We start from the raw sequence: 16,486 nt of genomic DNA, 5'->3' as shown, positions 1-16,486 counted from the left end.
ATGGGGTGCTGCTGTTAGTTCATTAAAATTGAACCATTGAACCAATCCGCTGTCAAGCCTTGCGGCGGGGGGCGGGATAGGATACCGTACTTTCATCAGACCGCACCACCATCCCAAAATCGAGAGCGTCACCGTCGCGAGCATCCTCCATGCCCTCGCCGATCCGGTGCGCTTCGCCATCGTCCGCGAGCTGGTGAACCACGGGGAGAAGATGAACTGCTCCGAGACGGTCTCCCGCGCGCTCGGGCAGGAGAAGGGGGAAGGCAAGGAAAAGCGGAAGCGGCTGATGCCGAAATCGACCACCTCTCTCCACTTCCGCATCCTCCGCGAAGCCGGCCTCATCCGCAGCGAGCGGAACGGCGTCGATTGCGACAACTCCCTCCGCACCTCCGAGTTGGAGAAACGGTTCCCCGGCCTGGTCCGCGCCATCCTCCGCGCCTACGCGCAGGAACGGGCCGAGGAGTAGTCCCCATGCTGCTTTCGCTGGTTTGCGCCGCCGCGTTGGCGTCCCCTTTTTCTCCCGCCACCCCGTTTTCGGTCGATAACGGATTTGCGGGGCGCGAGGGCGCGTTCGTCCTGATCGATTGCGCCACGGGGGAGACGCTCCGCCATGATCCGGCCGCCTGCGCGCGGAAGTTGCCGCCCTGCTCGACGTTCAAGATCTGGAACTCGATCATCGGCCTCGAAGAGGGGATCATCACCGAAGCCGACGCCCCGTTCTGGAGATGGGACGGCGTGCCCCGCTCGAACGAGGCGTGGAACCAGGACCAGACGGTGCGGAGCGCCTTCGCCCTCTCGTGCGTCCCGGCCTATCAGCATCTCGCGCGGAAGATCGGCAAGGAGAGGATGGCCGCCTGGCTGGCGAAGATCGGCTACGGGGACCAGGACATGTCGTCGGGCCTCGACCAATTCTGGCTTCCGAAGGCGGGAGTGAAGCCGCTTTTCATCTCCGCCGACGAGCAGGCCGCGCGGATGGCCGACGTGGTGACGGGACGGCTGCCGCTGAAGGAACACACGCGGCGGGTGCTGGCGCAGATCATGACCGTGAAGGCGAACTTCTACGGGAAGACGGGAAGCACGGTGCAGGGGTATCAGGGGACCAAGGCGCTGGGGTGGTTCGTGGGTTATGTGGAGTCGGGTGGGAAGACGTATGCGTTTGCGTGCATGCTGCGCGGGGAGGGGGTGTTGGGGACGGATGCGCGCGAGGTGACGGAGCGGATTTTGCGGGAGAATGGGTTGTTGTAGGGGGGGCGTGTCTTTTGGAGTGCCCTTTGGGGCTGGCGGGGTCGACCCTGTACAGGTGGAGGCGATCCGCTTTATAGCCCAAGAGGGGCTTTGCCCCTCCTGGAACCTCCCCTTCGGAGGGCCTTAGCTAGGCGGACGTGCTTTGGCGGCGCCTCGTCTCCGAACTGGATTAAAATCGGATGGTTCCGGTACGCCCGAGGGTACGTATTGCGGGGGGAGACGGTACCCATACGCCCTGACTCCTATCGGGAGAGGGGCGCTTGGGGGCTAGCTGTTTCCGAGCAGGTGTTTTGCCAGTGCTAGCGCCTCTTCCTTGCTCGCGATCTTCCCGTCGAGCTGGGCTTCGCGGATCTGGCGGACCAATTGGCCCAGGCGTCTTCCCTCGGTCAGGCCGGTTGCTTCCATGAGGTCGTGGCCGGTGACCAACGGATCGGGGTCGATCGATTCGGCGGGGAGGGTCGCCAGCTTTTCCTGCAGCAGGCGGTAGATGTCGAGGTGGCCGTGGCTCGAGGTGCAGTCGAGGCGGTGGAGTTCCATCTCGGTCTCGAAGGTGGGGCGGGCGAGGAAACGCTTCAGCGTGGAGAGCCGCATGTTCGGAACGTCCTTGAAGGCCATGTGATTGGCGACGCAGGCGACGACGGCCTCGAGGGCCTCGTTGCTGTAGCGGAGCCGCTTCATCACCTTCTCGGTCATCCGCGCGCCGACGCTCTCGTGGCCGTTGAAGCGGATGCGGCCCGTCTCGTCGACGGCGAAGGTCGGGGGCTTCCCGATGTCGTGGAAGAGGACTGACAGGGCGAGCGGCAGCGGCGCGTTCCTCAGCCCGGAGAGCATGAGGCGGGTGTGGACGAAGACGTCGCCCTCGGGGTGGAACTGCGGCGGCTGCTCGACGCCGTGGAGGGCGGCGAGCTCCGGGAGGACGACGGCGAGGAGGCCCGATTGGTCGAGGAGGTCGAGGCCGCGCGCCGGATCGGGGCCGGTCCAGATCTTGTCGAGCTCGTCGCGGATCCGCTCCGGGCTGACGACGGCGATTTCCCCCGCGGCCTCGCGCACGGCCTCCCAGGTCTTCGCCTCGATTTCGAAGCCGAGGGTGACGGCGAAGCGGACGGCGCGGAGGAGGCGGAGCTTGTCCTCGGCGAAGCGGGCGCGGGGTTCGCCGATGGCGCGGATGAGTTTCTTCGCGAGGTCGGCCTGTCCCCCGACGTAGTCGATGACGCGGTCGGCGGCGGGATCGCTCGCCGGGTCGCAGAAGAGGCCGTTGACGGTGAAGTCCCGCCGCTGGGCGTCTTCCTCGGCGGTGACGAAGCGGACGCCGGTCGGCCTCCTCCCGTCGACGTAGTCGAGGTCCTGGCGGAAGGTGGCGACCTCGACCTGGCAGCCCCGCTCGAGGACGCAGATGACGCCGAAGGCCTTGCCGACGAGGCCGGTGGTGCGGGGGAAGAGGGACTGGACTTTCTCGGGCGGGGCGTCGGTGGCGACGTCGTAATCGTGCGGGACGCGGCCCAGGAGGCGGTCCCGGACGCAGCCCCCGGCGAAGTAGGCGATGTGGCCCGCCTGCTGGAGCCGCCCGACGACGGCGCGGGAGGCTGCCTCCAGGGGAAGCGTCGGGGCGCCGGCGCTGTCGGGAGAAGGGCTCACGCGCGGGGGGCGGCGCTAAGGCGCGGCGGTTTCCTCCGCCTGGGCGGCGGCCTGCGCTTCCTTGGCGTCCTTCAGGACGGAGTGGTCGGGCGTCCGGTAGCGGAGATGGAAGATGCCGCCGACGAGGCTCCAGCCGAGGGTGAGGCTCCAGCCGAGGACCGAGGCGGCGATCGCTCCCTCCCGGGGAATGAGGCACGGGGCCAAGCCGAGGAAGAGGATGAAGAGGCCCTCGCGGACGCCGAGCCCGGCGATGGTGACGGGGATGGCGATGAGGACGTAGACGAGGCCGGTGACGGTGATGGCGAGGAGGAGGGGGACGGCGAGGTGGAGGGCCTGGAAGACGCAGTATTGGGCGTAGAGGTTGAGGCCGTGGCTGAGGAAGGAGATGAGGAGGGTCTCGACGTTCGCGCGGGGGCTCTTGATGTTCTTGCGGAGGGCCTCGGAGAGCTTCTCCACCTTGTCGTGGAAGGGGACCTTCTTCTCCCAGGCGCTGAAGTTCGAGAAGCGCATGAGCCACGGGAAGGCGCGGGCGACGACGAAGAGCCCGGCGATGGCGGCGGCGATGAGGTAGAAGGTGAGGACGGCCTTCTTCGCGGCGTGGTTCTGGAGGAGGTAGGCCCGGTGGGTGAGGGTGAGGGCGAGGGTGAGGGCGACGAGGGCGATGAGGCCGATGATGCGGTCGGCGAGGACGGAGAAGCCGGCCCCCGATTTCCGGTTCGGCGCGGCCTGGGTAATGTAGAAGATCTTCACCACGTCGCCGCCGGTGGTGCCGAGGAGGAAGGCGTTGAAGAACTGGCCGATCATCGTGAGGTCGAGGACGCGGCGCATCCCGGGGGCGATGTCCTGGACGCGGAGGAGGATCTTCCACCGCCACGCGGTGAGGAAGATGGCGACGCCCATGAGGACGAAGCCGAGGAGGAGCCAGAGGGGATCGGCCCCGGCGATGCGGGAACCGAGGTCGGCCCAATTGATCTTGAAGGCGAGGTAAGCCAGGATCCCCCCGGAGATCAGGAGGCGGACGGCGAGGCCGAGCCGTTGGCGGAGAAGGGCGGAATCCATCGGGACAGGGTAGAGAATCCGCGTCGTTTGGCAAGGCAGCCTGAGGGGGGTCTTCCCGCGGGGCCGGCTTCCCCTTTACAACCGGCGGATGAAATCGACCAGCGCCTCGACCTGGCGGGAGTTGTGGACGCCGCTGCGGCTCATGGCGGCGAAGACTTGCGACTGGCCGTCCTTGTCGACTTCGGTGTGGAGGGCGTAGTCGATTTCGTGAAGGGCCTTGAGGAAGGGCTGGAGGAGGGTCATCTCGGTCGTCGCGAGGACGAGCCAGTAGATCGCGTTGTGGCCCTGCGGATCGCGGTCCTTCGCGCCGAGCTTTGCGGCGAGGAGGGGCGCGGCGAGGTCGAACCGCTTCTTCGCGAGCGCCAGCAGGAAGGGGGCCTGCTCCGCGGGGAGCGAGACCGACCACGTGCCGCCGCCGCCCTCGAGGACCTCCTTCAGCACGCGGAGGCTCCCCTTCCGCACGGCGTTGACGAGGTCCTTGCGGAAGGTCTCCCCCGTGGGCCGCACCGCGCCCTGCGGCAGGGGGGCGACGGGGACCGGCGTGGCGACGAGTGCGTTCCAGTCGACCCGCTCCTCCAGGTGGCGGACGAAGGCGAGGTCGCCCCGGACCTTCGCCAACTCGACGGCGGTGAGGCCGCCGTAGTCGGGGATGAGGGGATTCGCGCCGTGGTCGAGGAGGAGGGTGGCGATCGGGTTGTATTCCTGGAGGCGGGTGATGGCGACCTGGAGGGGCGTCCGCCCGATGAAGTCGATGGCGTTGACGTTGGCCCCGGCGTCGAGGAACTGCTCGACGTTCAGCGTCTGGCCGTTGGCGACGGCGGCGTGGAGGGGCGTGGAGCCGTCGGGGCTCGCCACGCTCGGGTTGCCCCGGACGCAGAGGAGGGGGATGAGGCTGTCGATGGTCCGCGTGATGGCGGCGGCGCGCATGATGGTGCCGTGGACGGTGTGCGGGGCGTTCGGGTCGGCGCCGCATTCGAGGAGGTGCTCCAGCACCAGCGTGGCGTGCATGTCCATCGCCTCCTCGAGGGGATGCTTCTCCCCGCGAAGGCTGAGGCGGTCCATGGAGAAGCCGAGGTCGCGGAGCGGGGTGATGCAGTTCCGCGCGTTGTTGCGGATCGCCCAGGTGAGGAGGTCGTCTCCGCGGATGACCATCGCCGTCGGGAGGATCGGCAGGGCCCGGGCGATGGTGGTCAGCCGTTCGGGATTATCCTCGCGAATGACTTCCAGCAGGCTGTCAGAGAAACTTTCGGCCGAAGCCCGGATGGCGGAAGACATGGATGGAGGAAGAAGATGAAATAGGGAAAAGGAAGAGAGATGGGTCGGATGAACCCCGATTCATCCATTATCAAACCCGATTGGCCGTCCCGGCACAAAAGTTATCGCCCCTCATAATTCCCCGATTGCGTCGTACAGATAAAACAGATTGAGGAGCGGTGCCAATGAAAAGGGCCTCCATCACACGTATTAAGTATATTCCGGCAATGGCCTAGGTAGAAACAACCAGTTCCCTGCTTTTTTCCCTCTCGGGAGCGAGTACTTGACTCTTTCCCCGTACCTCTTGCAAGGTACGCCCCCCTCTACACCGGGACACCAACCCGTTCCGGTGGAGGAAGAAAGAAGCGAGGTGAATTAACAATGACCGAAGTCCGCATCAAAAAAGGCGAATCGATCGACAAGGCGCTCCGGCGTCTGAAGAAGAAGCTCGACCGTGAAGGCACTCTCCGCGAGGCCCGCACCCGTCGTACCTTCGAGAACACCACCGAGAAGAAGAAGCGCAAGGCCCGCGAGGCCCGCTTGAACTTCTGGGGCGCGTTCAACCTGAACCGTCCCTCGTCGACGGCCCCGATCGCTTAATCGCATCCGGTCCAGGCGAACGACTGTTCACCTCCCAAAAAACCCGGCCTCTCGCGCAAGCGAGGGCCGGGTTTTTCTTTGGGAGGGGCGATTTTAGGAAAGGACCTTTTCCTTCTTGGAGACCGATTCCTCGTCGCGGACGGCGATGTCCTTCGCGCCGAGTTCCTCGAAGATCTTCTTCGCCCGCTTCGTCTCGTCGCGGTTCTCCGAGTGGACAGAGATCAGGATGCTCCCCGACTTGATCTTTTCCTCATACTGGCGCGCTTCGTACTCGGGGATGCCGAGGCCGATGAGGCCGCCGGCGACGCCGCCCGCTGTGGCACCGACCGCCGCGCCGCTGAGGGCGGCCAGGATCGGCCCCGCCGCGATCAGCGGGCCGACGCCGGGAATGGCGAGCGATCCGATGCCGACGAGCCAGCCCAGGACGCCGCCGACCACGCCGCCGGAGACGGCCCCGGTCGCCGCGCCTTCGGGCGCCTTGGTGTGCTTTTCATGGGCGAAGTCGCGGGTCCCCGCCTTGTCGGAGAAGAGGACCGAGATGTCGTTGTAGGAGAAGTTGTCGGCCTTGAGGCGGTCGACGATGGCTTCGGCCTGGGGATAGGTGTCGACGAGGGCGTAAACGGACGATTTGGACATAATGGTGGATGGGTATGGGGTTGGTTGAGGAGAGGGAATGGCTTTCGGCTTCGGCTATTTGACTTCGAGGCCGTTGTCGACGTTCGCCTTGCCCGCGATTTTGGCCGCGTGATGGGCGACGCGCTTTTTCTCGGCCGCGCTGTCGACGACGCCGCGCAGCGTGACCTTGCCCTGGTTCGTGATGATTTTCACATTCTGGGCGTCGGTCGAGAGGCGGGTGTCCTTGGTCAGGGCCCAGCGGATCTTCGCCGTCAGCTCGACGTCGCTTTGCGCGTTCGACTGGTCGGCGGCGGTGGTCGTCTGGTTCCGGTTGTTGGCGCTGTTGGCCGGATCGTTCGTCGAGGCGGTATCGGCCATGCAGAGGGTCGCCGCCAGGCCGAGCGCGCCGAGAGTGAAGATGTATTTCATGTCACGAGGAGGGGCGCAGCGCCCGTGCCAGCGGCGGCCCGCCCGCCGTTACTCCTTGGGCGGGAAAGGGAATCGGAAAAATGCGCCGGAAAATCGGGCGAAACGAAAACAGGCATTTCGCATTGCACCGCCCGCTTTCCCCGGGATTTTGCATTCCCGGCGGGCGGAGGCGGCGCAGGATTGATCTGCCGCCTCGCTCCCGGCATCCTCTCCCCATGCCCTCCCCCGCCCTTTCCACCGCATGGAACGCCTCCAAGCATCGGGACGGGAAGGCGATGCTCGCGGAGGCCGCCTCCCTCGGCTTCGCCCGGGTCGAGCTCGGCCACGCCGTCCGCTACAGCCTCTGCCCCGGCATCCTCGACGCCGTCCGCGAGGGGATCGCCGCCATCTCCTCGGTCCACAATTTCTGCCCCGTGCCGCTCGAGGTTTCCCGGCCCTCGCCGAACGCCTTCGAGTTCAGCGACCCGCGCGCGCGGCAGCGGGCCCTCGCCGTCCAATACACGCTGGAGACGCTCGACTTCGCCTGCCGCGTCGGCGCTCCCGCCGTCGTCCTCCACCTGGGCCGCGTCGAGCGCGATCCCCGGCACGGCATCTCCCGGAAGCTGGCCGATCTCTGGGACGAAGGGCGCTTCCTGAAGCGCGACTACACGCGGGCGAAGCTCTCCGCCGTCGTCGCCCGGCGGAAGGCCTTCGACGCCGTCTACGGCCGCGTCCGGCCCTGCCTGGAGACCGTCGTCGCCGCCGCGCGGGAGCGGGGATTGCGGCTCGGCTTCGAGTGCCGCGAGGATTACGGCGAGTTCCCCGACGAGCTCGAAATGGAACAGTGCCTCGCCGATTTCCCGCCCGAGGTCGTCGGCTACTGGCACGACTTCGGCCACGCCCAGCGGAAGGCCTACCTCGGTTGGCACGACCACGCGGAGACCCTCGCCCGCCGCCGCCCCCGCCTCCTCGGCTGCCACATCCACGACTGCACCCCGCCCGACCACGACCACCGCCCCCTGTTGCCCGAAGGAACGGCAATCGACTTCCCCCGGTTGATCCCCCTGCTGCCCGAAAGCTGCATCGAAGTCCTCGAACTCTCCCCCCGGACGAAGGTCGAGGACGTGGTGAAAAGCCGCCTCACCTGGGAAGCCCTGCGGACGCATCATTCTTCCCAAGCGGCCCTCTCCCTATCGCACGTACCCTCGGGCGCTCAGGGAAGCAGCGGATTTTTATCCAGTTAGGAGACGAGGCGCCGCCAAAGCGCGTCCGCCTAGTTGAGGCCCTCCGAAGGGGAGGTTCGAGGAGGGGCGAAGCCCCTCTTGGGCTATAAAGCGGATCGCCTCCAGCTGTACCGGGTTGACCGCGCAAGTCCCGAAGGGCGGTTCCCGTTCCGCGATCCCTTTCCCCGTGCGCCTTGTCTCCCAAGCGTTCCGTTTGCCAAGCGCATGGGAGAGGAACGCTTGGGAGATAAGGCGTATGGGACACGAAACGCATGGGAGAAGAACGCTTGGAAGATGAGGCGTAGGGATACAGAGCGCCTGGGAGACCCACGCTGGGTAACGCCACCGAGCGGGGCAGCCCTTCGGGACCTGCGCGGTCAACCCTGTACAGCTGGAGGCGACCCGCTTTATAGCCCAAGAGGGGCTCCGCCCCTCCTCGAACCTCCCCTTCGGAGGGCCTTAACTAGGCGGACGCGCTTTGGCGGCGCCTTGTCTCCGAACTGGATTAAAATCCGCTGCTTCCCTGAGCGCCCGAGGGTACGAGCGATAGGGAGAGACGGGGCCAATACGCCCTGACTCCTATCGGGAAAAAAAGCCCCTGCGCGACCCCTCAAATTCCGCCGAGCTTCGCCAACCGATCCGCTTCCTTCTCCGTCAACGGCACCACGGAGAGGCGGCTCTGCCTCACGAGCGCGATCTCTTTCAGCAACGGATCGCCTTTGATCGCTTCCAGCGTGACCGGCTCGGGGAGGGCCTTCCCCGCCTTGAGGGTGACGCACGACCAATCTCCCTCGGTCGCCGTCGTGTCGGGGTGGGCTTCGCGGGCCACGGTGGCGAGGCCGACGACGCGCTTTTCCTCGACCGAATGGTAGTAGAAGACGCGGTCGCCCTTCTTCATGGCGCGGAGGTTGTTCCGCGCCTGGAAATTGCGGACGCCGGTCCACTCGGTCTCCTTCTCCTTCTGGAAGGTGGCGAAGGCGTAGGCCGTCGGCTCCTGCTTGACCAACCAAGAGGCCATGGCGGTCTAGTCGCGGAAGTTCTTGAACCCGATGGCGACGGGGAAGTCGTCGACCCCGGCGCGGAGGGCGGCCATCACTTCCTGGAGGTCGTCCCGGTTCTTGCCGGTGACGCGGACGTCGGTCCCCTGGATCTGGGCCTGGATCTTGAGCTTCGTCGCCTTCGCGGCGGCGACGATGATCTTCGCGGTGTCGCCCTCGAAGCCCTGCTTGATCACGAGGGTCTGGGAGGCCTTGCCGGTGGAGGAGATGTCGGGCTCCTTCTGCTCGATGTTCTTCAGGCTGACGCCGCGCTTGGCGAGCTTGCCGAGGACGATCTCGGCGAGGGCCTTCAACTTGAAGGCGTTGACGGCGCGGAGCTTGATGTCGTTCTTTTCCTGGACGATCTCGGCACCGGCGTCCTTGAAGTCGAAGCGGGTGGTGATTTCCTTGTTGGCCTGGTTGAGGGCGTTCTGCACCTCGTCCTGGTTGACTTCGGAGACGACGTCGAAGGACGGCATGGCGGAAAGGGGGGAGGGACTCGGGTCGCGGCCCTAGCGGCGGCGATGCTGCGGGCGGCGGCGGGGGAGGCTGCCGTCGACGGGACGATCGAGGCGGAAGAGGATGCGCGCCTTGTCGAGGTCGTGGGGGGACATCTCGAGCTTCACGCGGTCGCCATGGGTGAGGCGGACGAAGTGCTTCCGCATCTTGCCGGAAATGTGGGCGAGGACGACGTGGCCGTTGTCCAACTCGACGCGGAACATGGTGCCGGGAAGGATCGTGGTGATCTTTCCTTCAACTTCAATCATGGTATCGAGCGACATAGGGGACAGGGCTTTTCGGTTCTTTCCGGTATTGGAAAGTAAAGTATGCCCTCTTTCGGGGAGGCGTCAAGTCCCTGCGCGGGAGGGGAAAGCGACGGGCCGGGCGAAACCGGGGCCGTCGACGACGAGGGTGTGATACTCGCCCTCCTCGCCGCAAAGGTCGAGGGGCGGGGCGAGGCGGGGATCGGCGCGGATCGCCTTCAGGGCCTCGACGGCGGCGGCGTCGAGCGGGCGGCCGTGCCACTCCGGGGTGAACCACGGGGCCTTCACGTGGGAGAAGCGGACCTCGAACCGGGCGGCGAGGAGGGCGCGGAGCAGGGCTTCCCGGTCGCGCCCCCAGAGGGGGCGACGGAGGACGGGGGCGGGACGGCCCGCCTCGCGCAGGGCGCGGCACCGCGCCTCGATCCAGTTCGGCTGGCCGCCGACCTCGGCGATGTCGCCGGTGATGACGGTCGCGATCCCTTCCCCGCGCAGGGCGTGCAGGGCTTCCTCGTAGCGGGCGGCGTAGTCGGTCCCCTCGATGGGGACCACACGGTGGGGAAGGCCGAGGGAGGCCGCCTGGGCGGCGAGGACGGGGAGGGGATGGGCGAGGAACTCCCCTTCCGGCGGGGCGAAGGTGACCAGGAGGGAGACGGCGTCCGCGTCAGCTTGGCCCGCCTGCCGCGCTGCACGTGCTTCATGAAGGGCGAGGACCGAGTCCTTCCCCCCGGTCCAGAGCACGGCCGCCGACATGGGGGAAGCCCTAGGCCGCGACGGGCCGCGGCTCGCGGAGCCCCTCGAAGCGGCGCTCGGCGAGGGCGAAGCCGCCGAAGAGGACGGCGGAGAAGAAGAGGGTGCCGAGGAGGCCGTTGCGATAGAAGGGAATCGCGGCGGCGTAGCAGTCGGCGAGGCCCGTGGCGGTGTGCGGGTAGATGCCGCCGACGGCCCAGACGCCGAGGTTCGTCACGCCGAAGAAGAGGACCGAGGCGAGGACGCCGGTCCCGGCGATGGCGAGGGCGTTCGACCGGCCCCGCAGGAGGAAGCCGAGGACGACGGTGAGGGCGAAGGCGGCGTAGACGATGGGGAGGATCGTCAGGGCGAGGGCGAGGTTGGGGGAGCGGAGGTTCAGGACGAGGTCGCTGAGGGCCATCGCGGCGAGGGGGACGAGGAAGGCCATCCGCCGGTCGGCGAAGCGGGCCCCGGCGAAGAGGGCGATGGCGGCGACGGGGGTGAAGTTGGCGGGATGGGGGATCACCCGCAGCGCGGCGGCGGCGAGGACGAGGGAGGCGAGGAAGGTGAAGCGGGGGTTCATGGCGGGAATGGGGAAGGCCTGGGGCCGGGCTTCAGCATGGCAGGCCCCGGGGGGCGCGTCAATTCGGAGCGCGGCGGGCAAGGCCTCCCGGGGGCGGCTTCAGCGCCGCACGAGGAGGTCGCCGTCGAGGCGCTTGCTCAGGTCGATCGGATCGCCGACCGAGACTTCGTTCGGGTTCACCTGGTAGGCCCAGACGTTGAACCACGCCAGGATGGCCTGGCCGTAGCAGGTGGAGAAGGCGCCGTCGACGGCGTCGAGGCCCTGGGCGACCTTGATGCGGCCGATCCGGGGCTCGTTGAACCGGGCGTCGAAGGTGCACCACCGGCCGCCGAGGTAGACCTCGAAGTAGGCGTGGTAATCCATCGGGGTGCCGGGGTCGATGTGGCCGATGTCGGGGAGGTGGCCGACGATGTAGCGGGCCGGCATGTTGAAGGCGCGGCAGAGGGCGATCCCGGTGTGGGCGAAGTCCCGGCAGACGCCGAAGCGTTGCGCGATGACTTCCGAGGCGGAGATGTTCGGGCTCCCCCCGCCCCAGCGGTACTCGATGTTCGCGTGGAGCCAGTTGCAGATCGCGTAGACCCGGTCGATCCCGTTCGGGGTCTGGCCGAACTGCTGCCAGGCGAAGTCGAGGAGCTTGTCCGAGTCGCAATAGCGGCTCGGGAGGATGTAGCGGAGGACGTCGGTAGGGAGCTGGTCGACGGGGAGGGCGAACCACTGGTGGCCGAGGTTGTCGGGCTCCGGGGAGATGTCGACGAGGGCGTCGTGGCTGACGGTGTTTTCCCCCGGCTGCATGATGGTGCGGCAGGCGAGGTTCCCGTGGATGTCGTTGTACTCCTGGGTGGCGACGCCGGGGCTGACGGAGAAGCGCTCCTGCCGGATGAATTGATTCTCATCCCGCCAGGGCCGGAGGACGAGGATCATCGGCGTCGGCAACGCGCATTGATAGCGGATGGAGCAGCCGACCCGGACGGTGAGTTTGGGAGGCAAGAGATTCATGCCTGCGATGAAAAGGACTGATGGGACACACCGGAACCTAAACCCAAAACGGGGACCTTCCTAACGATTTCTTGCGGGGGGTGGGGGGAGCCCTTCGCGAATCTTTTGCGAAGAACGCCCCTTCCCCGGGGTCCGCGCCCGGAGCGAGCGGAACGTCTTGCACAGGTGGGGCGCGTCGGCGAAGCCGGTGAGGGCGGCGACTTCCTTGACCGAGAGGTCGGAGGCGGCGAGGAGCGCCTCGGCCTTGTCGACGCGGGCGCGGCGGAGGAAGGCGCGCGGGGAGGTGCCGTAGCGGCGGCGGAAGAGGGTCGAGAAATGGGCGGGGGAGAGGGAGTGGAAGGTGGCGACCTGGGCGATCGTCAGCCGCGAGGTCAGGTTCTCCCGGAGGGTGTGGGCCGCCGCCTCGACGCAGCGGAGCTGGCGCGGGTTGAGCCCCGATGCCTCTCCGCTCCCGGCTTCGTTCCCGCCGGCGGGGTGCCCTCCCTCGGCCTCGTTTCCGGTCTCCGCCTGCCGGGCCGTAAGGAGGAGCAGCGTCTGGATCGCCAGGCGGATGCGGGGGCCGTTCCCGGGGCGGCTGTGTTCCCGGTAGATGGCGCGGCATGCCTGGGCGATTTCGGCGGCATCGTCGCGGAGGGCGACGGGGCGCCCCATCCACGCGGGCGGCGGGGCGGGGCAATCGAAGCCGATCCAGGCGATCCGGGCCTCCTGCCCGGCGGCGATCTCTTCTCCATGCCACGCCTCGGGCGGGAGGAGGATCGCCTCTCCCGCGGAGACGACTGTCCGCGTCCGCGCGCCCGACCGGGGGCCGAGCCGCCACGTGCAGGTGCCGCTCAGGACGAGGCCGATCTCGTAGAAGGAATGGCGGTGCCAATAGAAGGTGCGGGCCGAGGAATAGCGGCTCTCCGCCGCCAACCGGATCTGAATATCGCCTTCCCAGAATTGTATTTTTCCAGGCATTTATTCCATTTTTTTATCAAAATCTAAAAAAGAGACAATAAATACCCCAGGCCGACCCGAAAGGCCGCTTGCCTCCCGGTGCCGGTGCGCGGAGATTAGGAGCCAATCCCATTGTCGCCCCCCATGCTACACTCCTTCCCGCTTCCCTCCGTCCGCACCTACCTCTCGCCCGAGACTGTCTCGGTCAACCGGCTCCCGATGCGGGCGACGCTCTACCCCTATCCCGACGTCGCCGGGGCGAAGCGCAACGACCGCGTCGCCTCGCCGTGGTTCCGCCTCCTCAATGGCCCGTGGCGCTTCCGCCTCGCGGCGAAGCCCGAGGAGGTGACGCTGGAGGATCTCTCCGCCGGGCTCGACCGCTCCGGCTGGGCCGAGGTCGCGGTTCCCGGGAACTGGACGATGCAGGGCTACGACAAGCCCCATTACACCAACGTCCAGATGCCCTTCAGCGACGAGCCGCCCTTCGTCCCCGAGGCGAACCCGACCGGCATCTACGCCACGACCTTCGACGTCCCCGCCGCGTGGGACGGCCGCCGGATCGTGATTCACTTCGGCGGGGCCGAGAGCGTCCTCTACGTCTACGTGAACGGCCAGGCCGTCGGCATGGGCAAGGATTCCCGCCTTCCCTCCGAGTTCGACATCACCCCCTTCGTCGCCGCCGGGGAGCCGAACGAGGTCGTCGCCGTCGTCGTGAAGTGGTCGGATGCCACCTTCATCGAGGATCAGGACCAATGGTGGATGGGCGGCCTCCACCGCGAGGTCTATCTCTACGCCACCTCCCCGGTTTACCTCGCCGACCTCTTCGTCACGCCTGGCCTCGAGAACGGCTATCGCGACGGCCGCCTGAAGGCGCGGGCGACGGTCGGCTTCCCCGGCCAGCCCGAGGCCGGATGGAGCGTCGAGGCGGTCCTCTTCGACCCGAAGGGGAAAGCCGTGCTGAAGAAGCCGCTCCTCTCCCCCGTCCCCCTCGGCCATCCCTCGCACGCCCACCGCGTCGCCGCCTCCTTCGACCTCGCCGTGAAGGACGTCCTCGCCTGGTCGGCCGAGGTGCCGCACCTCTACCGCCTCGTCGTCACGCTGAAGGACAAGGCCGGAAAGGCGATCGAATCGACCTCGGCCCGCGTCGGCTTCCGCACCGTCGAGGTCCGGGACCGGATGCTCCTCGTCAACGGCAGGCGCGTCCTCATCAAGGGAGTGAACCGGCACGACCACCACGACACGAAGGGGAAGGCCCTCGACCGCGAGACCCTCCGCCTCGACGCCGTCACGATGAAGCAGTTCAGCTTCAACGCCGTCCGCACCTCCCACTACCCGAACGATCCCCATTGGCTCGACCTCTGCGACGAGCTCGGCCTCTACGTCATCGACGAGGCGAACCTCGAGGCCCACGCCTTCTACCACACGATGAACCAGGACCGGCGCTACGCCGGGGCCTTCCTCGACCGCGCCGTCCGGATGGTCGAGCGGGACAAGAACCATCCCTCCGTCATCCTCTGGTCCCTCGGCAACGAGAGCGGCCACGGGCCGAACCACGACGCCATGGCGGGCTGGATCCGGGGGTTTGACCCGAGCCGCCCCCTCCACTACGAGCCGGGTGTCTGCCCCCAGAGCCCCGAGGCCGAGCACGGACGGAAGCGTTACGACCTCGGCTACCGCGTCACCGACATCGTCTGCCCGATGTACCACAAGATCGAAGACATGATCGAGTGGGCGACCGACAAGGATCACCCCGACCAGACCCGCCCCTATATCCTCTGCGAGTACTCCCATGCGATGGGGAACAGCAACGGCTCCCTCGCCGACTACTGGGACGCGTTCGAGAAATACCCCGGCCTCCAGGGTGGCTTCATCTGGGAATGGATCGACCATGGCCTGAAGCAGAAGACCGCCGACGGCAAGGACTACTGGGCCTACGGCGGCGACTTCGGCGACACGCCGAACGACCTCAACTTTGTCTGCGACGGCCTCGTCTGGCCCGATCGGAAGCCCCATCCCGCCGTCGCCGAGTTCCGCTACCTCGCCCAACCCGCGAAGGCTGTCGCGTTCAACCCGAAGACCGGCATCCTCCAGATCAAGAACAAGCTCGATTTCGCCACCCTCGCCGCGATCCGCGGTTTCTGGGAAGTGAAGGTTGACGGCGTTGTGAAGGCGAAGGGGAAGCTTCCCGTGCTGAAGACCGCGCCGCAGAAGACCGAGGCGATCAAGCTGAAGCTCCCCGCCCTGAAGCTCGAGCCCGGCCAGGAAGCCTTCCTCCACCTCCGCTTCGAGAGCGCCGTGAAGACCGCGTGGTGCGCCGCCGGCCACCTCCTCGGCTGGGAACAGTTCGCCCTCCCCGCGCCGAAGGCCAAGGCCAAAGTCGTAAAGGCGGCCCAGGGCAAGACCTCACCCCTCGTCCTCACGAAGAGCGCCGACCGGATCGTCGTGGAGAACGCCCTCGTCCACCTCTCCGTCGAGGCGGGCCGGATCGTCGCCTTCCGCGTGAAGGGGAAGGAGCTCCTCCTCGCCGGACCCGAGCTCCAGATCTGGCGCGGCCCGACCGACAATGACGGCATCAAGGGCTGGACCCACGAGGCGTGGCGGACGCTCGGCAAATGGCGGGCCGCCGGGCTCGACAAGACCGAGATCGTCGCCGCTCCCGCGACGGCGAAGAAGAACGCCGACGGCACCGTCACCGTCGCCCTCGTCCACACGGCGCAATGCGCCGCCTCGGCGAAGGCCGTCGTCCTGAAGCACAGCTACACCCTCGCCCCCGACGGGACGCTGGCGGCGGAGAATGTCTTCACCGTCGAAAAGAACAAGGAGAACACCTTTGCCGACCTCCCCCGTCTCGGCGTCACCCTCACCCTCCCGGCCGGGTTCGAGGCGCTGGAATGGTTCGGCCGCGGTCCGTGGGAGAATTATGCGGACCGGAAACGGTCCGCCCTCGTCGACCGCCATGCCTCGACCGTCACCGGGCAATACGTCCCTTACGTCATGCCGCAGGAACACGGGAACCACACCGATGTCCGCTGGCTGACCCTCGGGAACCGGAACGGCGCCCTCCTCGCCGTCGAGGCTGCGCCGGGAGGCCCGCTCGAATTCTCGGCGAGCCACTACACCGCCCACGACCTCTACGCTGCCCTCCACACCCACGAACTCGAAGCCAAGGCCCGTCCCGAGACGATCCTGAACCTCGACTTCAAACAGCGCGGCCTCGGCACCCAATCGTGCGGCCCGGAGACCCTCCCGCAGTATCAGATCGGCACGGGGACGTTCCGTTGGAATTACGTGCTGAAGGGGTAAAGCCCCGGGGGGAGAGGATTGCTCCTCGGATGCTCCTTCCCAGGCCTCGGCCCTCAAGGAGGTTAGATTCAGCGGAGTAGAGCGGACTGATGGGAGAGATGC

The 16,486-nt window shown here is 67.1% G+C and carries 17 protein-coding genes; 5 read left to right on the top strand and 12 right to left on the bottom strand.

Annotated elements, in window-relative coordinates; all coding sequences use genetic code 11:
* Positions 1 to 166 precede the first annotated feature (166 nt).
* Both BLU04_RS02705 and BLU04_RS02700 read left to right on the top strand, forming a co-directional pair.
* Positions 167 to 466 carry a helix-turn-helix domain-containing protein gene (locus BLU04_RS02705; RefSeq protein WP_231964893.1) on the top strand — a complete coding sequence of 100 codons (300 nt, stop codon included), beginning with the start codon at positions 167 to 169 and terminating at the stop codon, positions 464 to 466.
* Positions 467 to 471: 5 nt separating this feature from the next.
* A complete protein-coding gene (locus BLU04_RS02700; protein WP_093281887.1) occupies positions 472 to 1,245 on the top strand; it encodes a penicillin-binding transpeptidase domain-containing protein in 774 nt (257 codons plus the stop codon).
* Positions 1,246 to 1,512: 267 nt separating this feature from the next.
* On the opposite strand, the gene BLU04_RS02695 is transcribed toward BLU04_RS02700, so the two are convergent.
* From BLU04_RS02695 to BLU04_RS02685, 3 genes are all read right to left on the bottom strand, one after another.
* Positions 1,513 to 2,880, bottom strand: coding sequence for a CCA tRNA nucleotidyltransferase (locus BLU04_RS02695; RefSeq protein ID WP_231964892.1), 1,368 nt, complete (start codon positions 2,878 to 2,880; stop codon positions 1,513 to 1,515).
* A 15-nt stretch (positions 2,881 to 2,895) separates the two neighbouring features.
* Entirely contained in the window at positions 2,896 to 3,939 is a 1,044-nt protein-coding gene (locus BLU04_RS02690; protein ID WP_093281885.1) for a lysylphosphatidylglycerol synthase transmembrane domain-containing protein, read from the bottom strand.
* A gap of 75 nt (positions 3,940 to 4,014) precedes the next feature.
* Complete coding sequence (locus BLU04_RS02685) at positions 4,015 to 5,214, bottom strand: ankyrin repeat domain-containing protein (RefSeq protein ID WP_093281882.1); 1,200 nt, start codon at positions 5,212 to 5,214, stop codon at positions 4,015 to 4,017.
* 360 nt (positions 5,215 to 5,574) lie between these two features.
* Between BLU04_RS02685 and rpsU the strand changes: the two genes are divergently transcribed.
* The gene (gene rpsU, locus BLU04_RS02680) at positions 5,575 to 5,793 is read left to right on the top strand and encodes a 30S ribosomal protein S21 (protein WP_093281879.1); all 219 of its coding nucleotides are present in this window, start codon (positions 5,575 to 5,577) and stop codon (positions 5,791 to 5,793) included.
* Positions 5,794 to 5,886: 93 nt separating this feature from the next.
* On the opposite strand, the gene BLU04_RS02675 is transcribed toward rpsU, so the two are convergent.
* Positions 5,887 to 6,429, bottom strand: coding sequence for a hypothetical protein (locus BLU04_RS02675; RefSeq protein WP_173862562.1), 543 nt, complete (start codon positions 6,427 to 6,429; stop codon positions 5,887 to 5,889).
* A gap of 54 nt (positions 6,430 to 6,483) precedes the next feature.
* Positions 6,484 to 6,837 (bottom strand): BON domain-containing protein, encoded by a 354-nt coding sequence (locus BLU04_RS02670; protein WP_093281874.1) that lies wholly within the window; start codon positions 6,835 to 6,837, stop codon positions 6,484 to 6,486.
* 215 nt (positions 6,838 to 7,052) lie between these two features.
* On the opposite strand from BLU04_RS02670, the gene BLU04_RS02665 reads away from it, so the two are divergent.
* Positions 7,053 to 8,060, top strand: a complete 1,008-nt coding sequence (locus tag BLU04_RS02665) for a sugar phosphate isomerase/epimerase (RefSeq protein WP_157895045.1) — start codon at positions 7,053 to 7,055, stop codon at positions 8,058 to 8,060.
* Positions 8,061 to 8,649: 589 nt separating this feature from the next.
* Here the strand turns inward: BLU04_RS02665 and BLU04_RS02660 are convergent.
* The 7 genes from BLU04_RS02660 to BLU04_RS02630 all read right to left on the bottom strand — a co-directional run bounded on the left by BLU04_RS02660 (position 8,650) and on the right by BLU04_RS02630 (position 13,102).
* The gene (locus BLU04_RS02660; protein WP_093281870.1) at positions 8,650 to 9,057 is read right to left on the bottom strand and encodes an EVE domain-containing protein; all 408 of its coding nucleotides are present in this window, start codon (positions 9,055 to 9,057) and stop codon (positions 8,650 to 8,652) included.
* A 6-nt stretch (positions 9,058 to 9,063) separates the two neighbouring features.
* Complete coding sequence (locus BLU04_RS02655) at positions 9,064 to 9,555, bottom strand: YajQ family cyclic di-GMP-binding protein (protein ID WP_093281868.1); 492 nt, start codon at positions 9,553 to 9,555, stop codon at positions 9,064 to 9,066.
* 33 nt (positions 9,556 to 9,588) lie between these two features.
* The gene (infA, locus tag BLU04_RS02650) at positions 9,589 to 9,843 is read right to left on the bottom strand and encodes a translation initiation factor IF-1 (RefSeq protein WP_343124801.1); all 255 of its coding nucleotides are present in this window, start codon (positions 9,841 to 9,843) and stop codon (positions 9,589 to 9,591) included.
* 81 nt (positions 9,844 to 9,924) lie between these two features.
* Positions 9,925 to 10,590, bottom strand: a complete 666-nt coding sequence (locus tag BLU04_RS02645) for a hypothetical protein (RefSeq protein ID WP_093281864.1) — start codon at positions 10,588 to 10,590, stop codon at positions 9,925 to 9,927.
* A 10-nt stretch (positions 10,591 to 10,600) separates the two neighbouring features.
* Complete coding sequence (locus BLU04_RS02640) at positions 10,601 to 11,149, bottom strand: DUF6580 family putative transport protein (RefSeq protein ID WP_093281861.1); 549 nt, start codon at positions 11,147 to 11,149, stop codon at positions 10,601 to 10,603.
* A gap of 99 nt (positions 11,150 to 11,248) precedes the next feature.
* On the bottom strand, positions 11,249 to 12,145 hold the full coding sequence (locus tag BLU04_RS02635; RefSeq protein ID WP_093281858.1) for a transglutaminase family protein: 897 nt from the start codon (positions 12,143 to 12,145) through the stop codon (positions 11,249 to 11,251).
* A 60-nt stretch (positions 12,146 to 12,205) separates the two neighbouring features.
* A complete protein-coding gene (locus BLU04_RS02630; protein ID WP_093281856.1) occupies positions 12,206 to 13,102 on the bottom strand; it encodes an AraC family transcriptional regulator in 897 nt (298 codons plus the stop codon).
* A gap of 123 nt (positions 13,103 to 13,225) precedes the next feature.
* Here BLU04_RS02630 and BLU04_RS02625 point away from each other — a divergent pair, with 123 nt between their 5' ends.
* Positions 13,226 to 16,384 carry a glycoside hydrolase family 2 TIM barrel-domain containing protein gene (locus tag BLU04_RS02625; protein ID WP_093281853.1) on the top strand — a complete coding sequence of 1,053 codons (3,159 nt, stop codon included), beginning with the start codon at positions 13,226 to 13,228 and terminating at the stop codon, positions 16,382 to 16,384.
* Positions 16,385 to 16,486: the final 102 nt, after the last annotated feature.

Source organism: Verrucomicrobium sp. GAS474, assembly GCF_900105685.1.
GTDB lineage: Bacteria > Verrucomicrobiota > Verrucomicrobiia > Methylacidiphilales > GAS474 > GAS474.
The sequence above is the reverse complement of the archived record's forward strand: the minus strand, read 5'-3'. Positions and strand labels throughout refer to the sequence as shown.

What these genes read in the sequence shown, in the direction of transcription:
- BLU04_RS02645 (WP_093281864.1), bottom strand. Translation starts at nt 10,590, where the DNA reads ATGTCGGCGGCCGTGCTCTGGACCGGGGGGAAGGACTCGGTCCTCGCC.
- BLU04_RS02675 (WP_173862562.1), bottom strand. Translation starts at nt 6,429, where the DNA reads ATGTCCAAATCGTCCGTTTACGCCCTCGTCGACACCTATCCCCAGGCC.
- BLU04_RS02640 (WP_093281861.1), bottom strand. Translation starts at nt 11,149, where the DNA reads ATGAACCCCCGCTTCACCTTCCTCGCCTCCCTCGTCCTCGCCGCCGCC.
- BLU04_RS02685 (WP_093281882.1), bottom strand. Translation starts at nt 5,214, where the DNA reads ATGTCTTCCGCCATCCGGGCTTCGGCCGAAAGTTTCTCTGACAGCCTG.
- BLU04_RS02670 (WP_093281874.1), bottom strand. Translation starts at nt 6,837, where the DNA reads ATGAAATACATCTTCACTCTCGGCGCGCTCGGCCTGGCGGCGACCCTC.
- infA (WP_343124801.1), bottom strand. Translation starts at nt 9,843, where the DNA reads ATGATTGAAGTTGAAGGAAAGATCACCACGATCCTTCCCGGCACCATG.
- BLU04_RS02660 (WP_093281870.1), bottom strand. Translation starts at nt 9,057, where the DNA reads ATGGCCTCTTGGTTGGTCAAGCAGGAGCCGACGGCCTACGCCTTCGCC.
- BLU04_RS02690 (WP_093281885.1), bottom strand. Translation starts at nt 3,939, where the DNA reads ATGGATTCCGCCCTTCTCCGCCAACGGCTCGGCCTCGCCGTCCGCCTC.
- BLU04_RS02635 (WP_093281858.1), bottom strand. Translation starts at nt 12,145, where the DNA reads ATGAATCTCTTGCCTCCCAAACTCACCGTCCGGGTCGGCTGCTCCATC.
- BLU04_RS02625 (WP_093281853.1), top strand. Translation starts at nt 13,226, where the DNA reads ATGCTACACTCCTTCCCGCTTCCCTCCGTCCGCACCTACCTCTCGCCC.
- BLU04_RS02700 (WP_093281887.1), top strand. Translation starts at nt 472, where the DNA reads ATGCTGCTTTCGCTGGTTTGCGCCGCCGCGTTGGCGTCCCCTTTTTCT.
- BLU04_RS02630 (WP_093281856.1), bottom strand. Translation starts at nt 13,102, where the DNA reads ATGCCTGGAAAAATACAATTCTGGGAAGGCGATATTCAGATCCGGTTG.
- BLU04_RS02665 (WP_157895045.1), top strand. Translation starts at nt 7,053, where the DNA reads ATGCCCTCCCCCGCCCTTTCCACCGCATGGAACGCCTCCAAGCATCGG.
- BLU04_RS02655 (WP_093281868.1), bottom strand. Translation starts at nt 9,555, where the DNA reads ATGCCGTCCTTCGACGTCGTCTCCGAAGTCAACCAGGACGAGGTGCAG.
- rpsU (WP_093281879.1), top strand. Translation starts at nt 5,575, where the DNA reads ATGACCGAAGTCCGCATCAAAAAAGGCGAATCGATCGACAAGGCGCTC.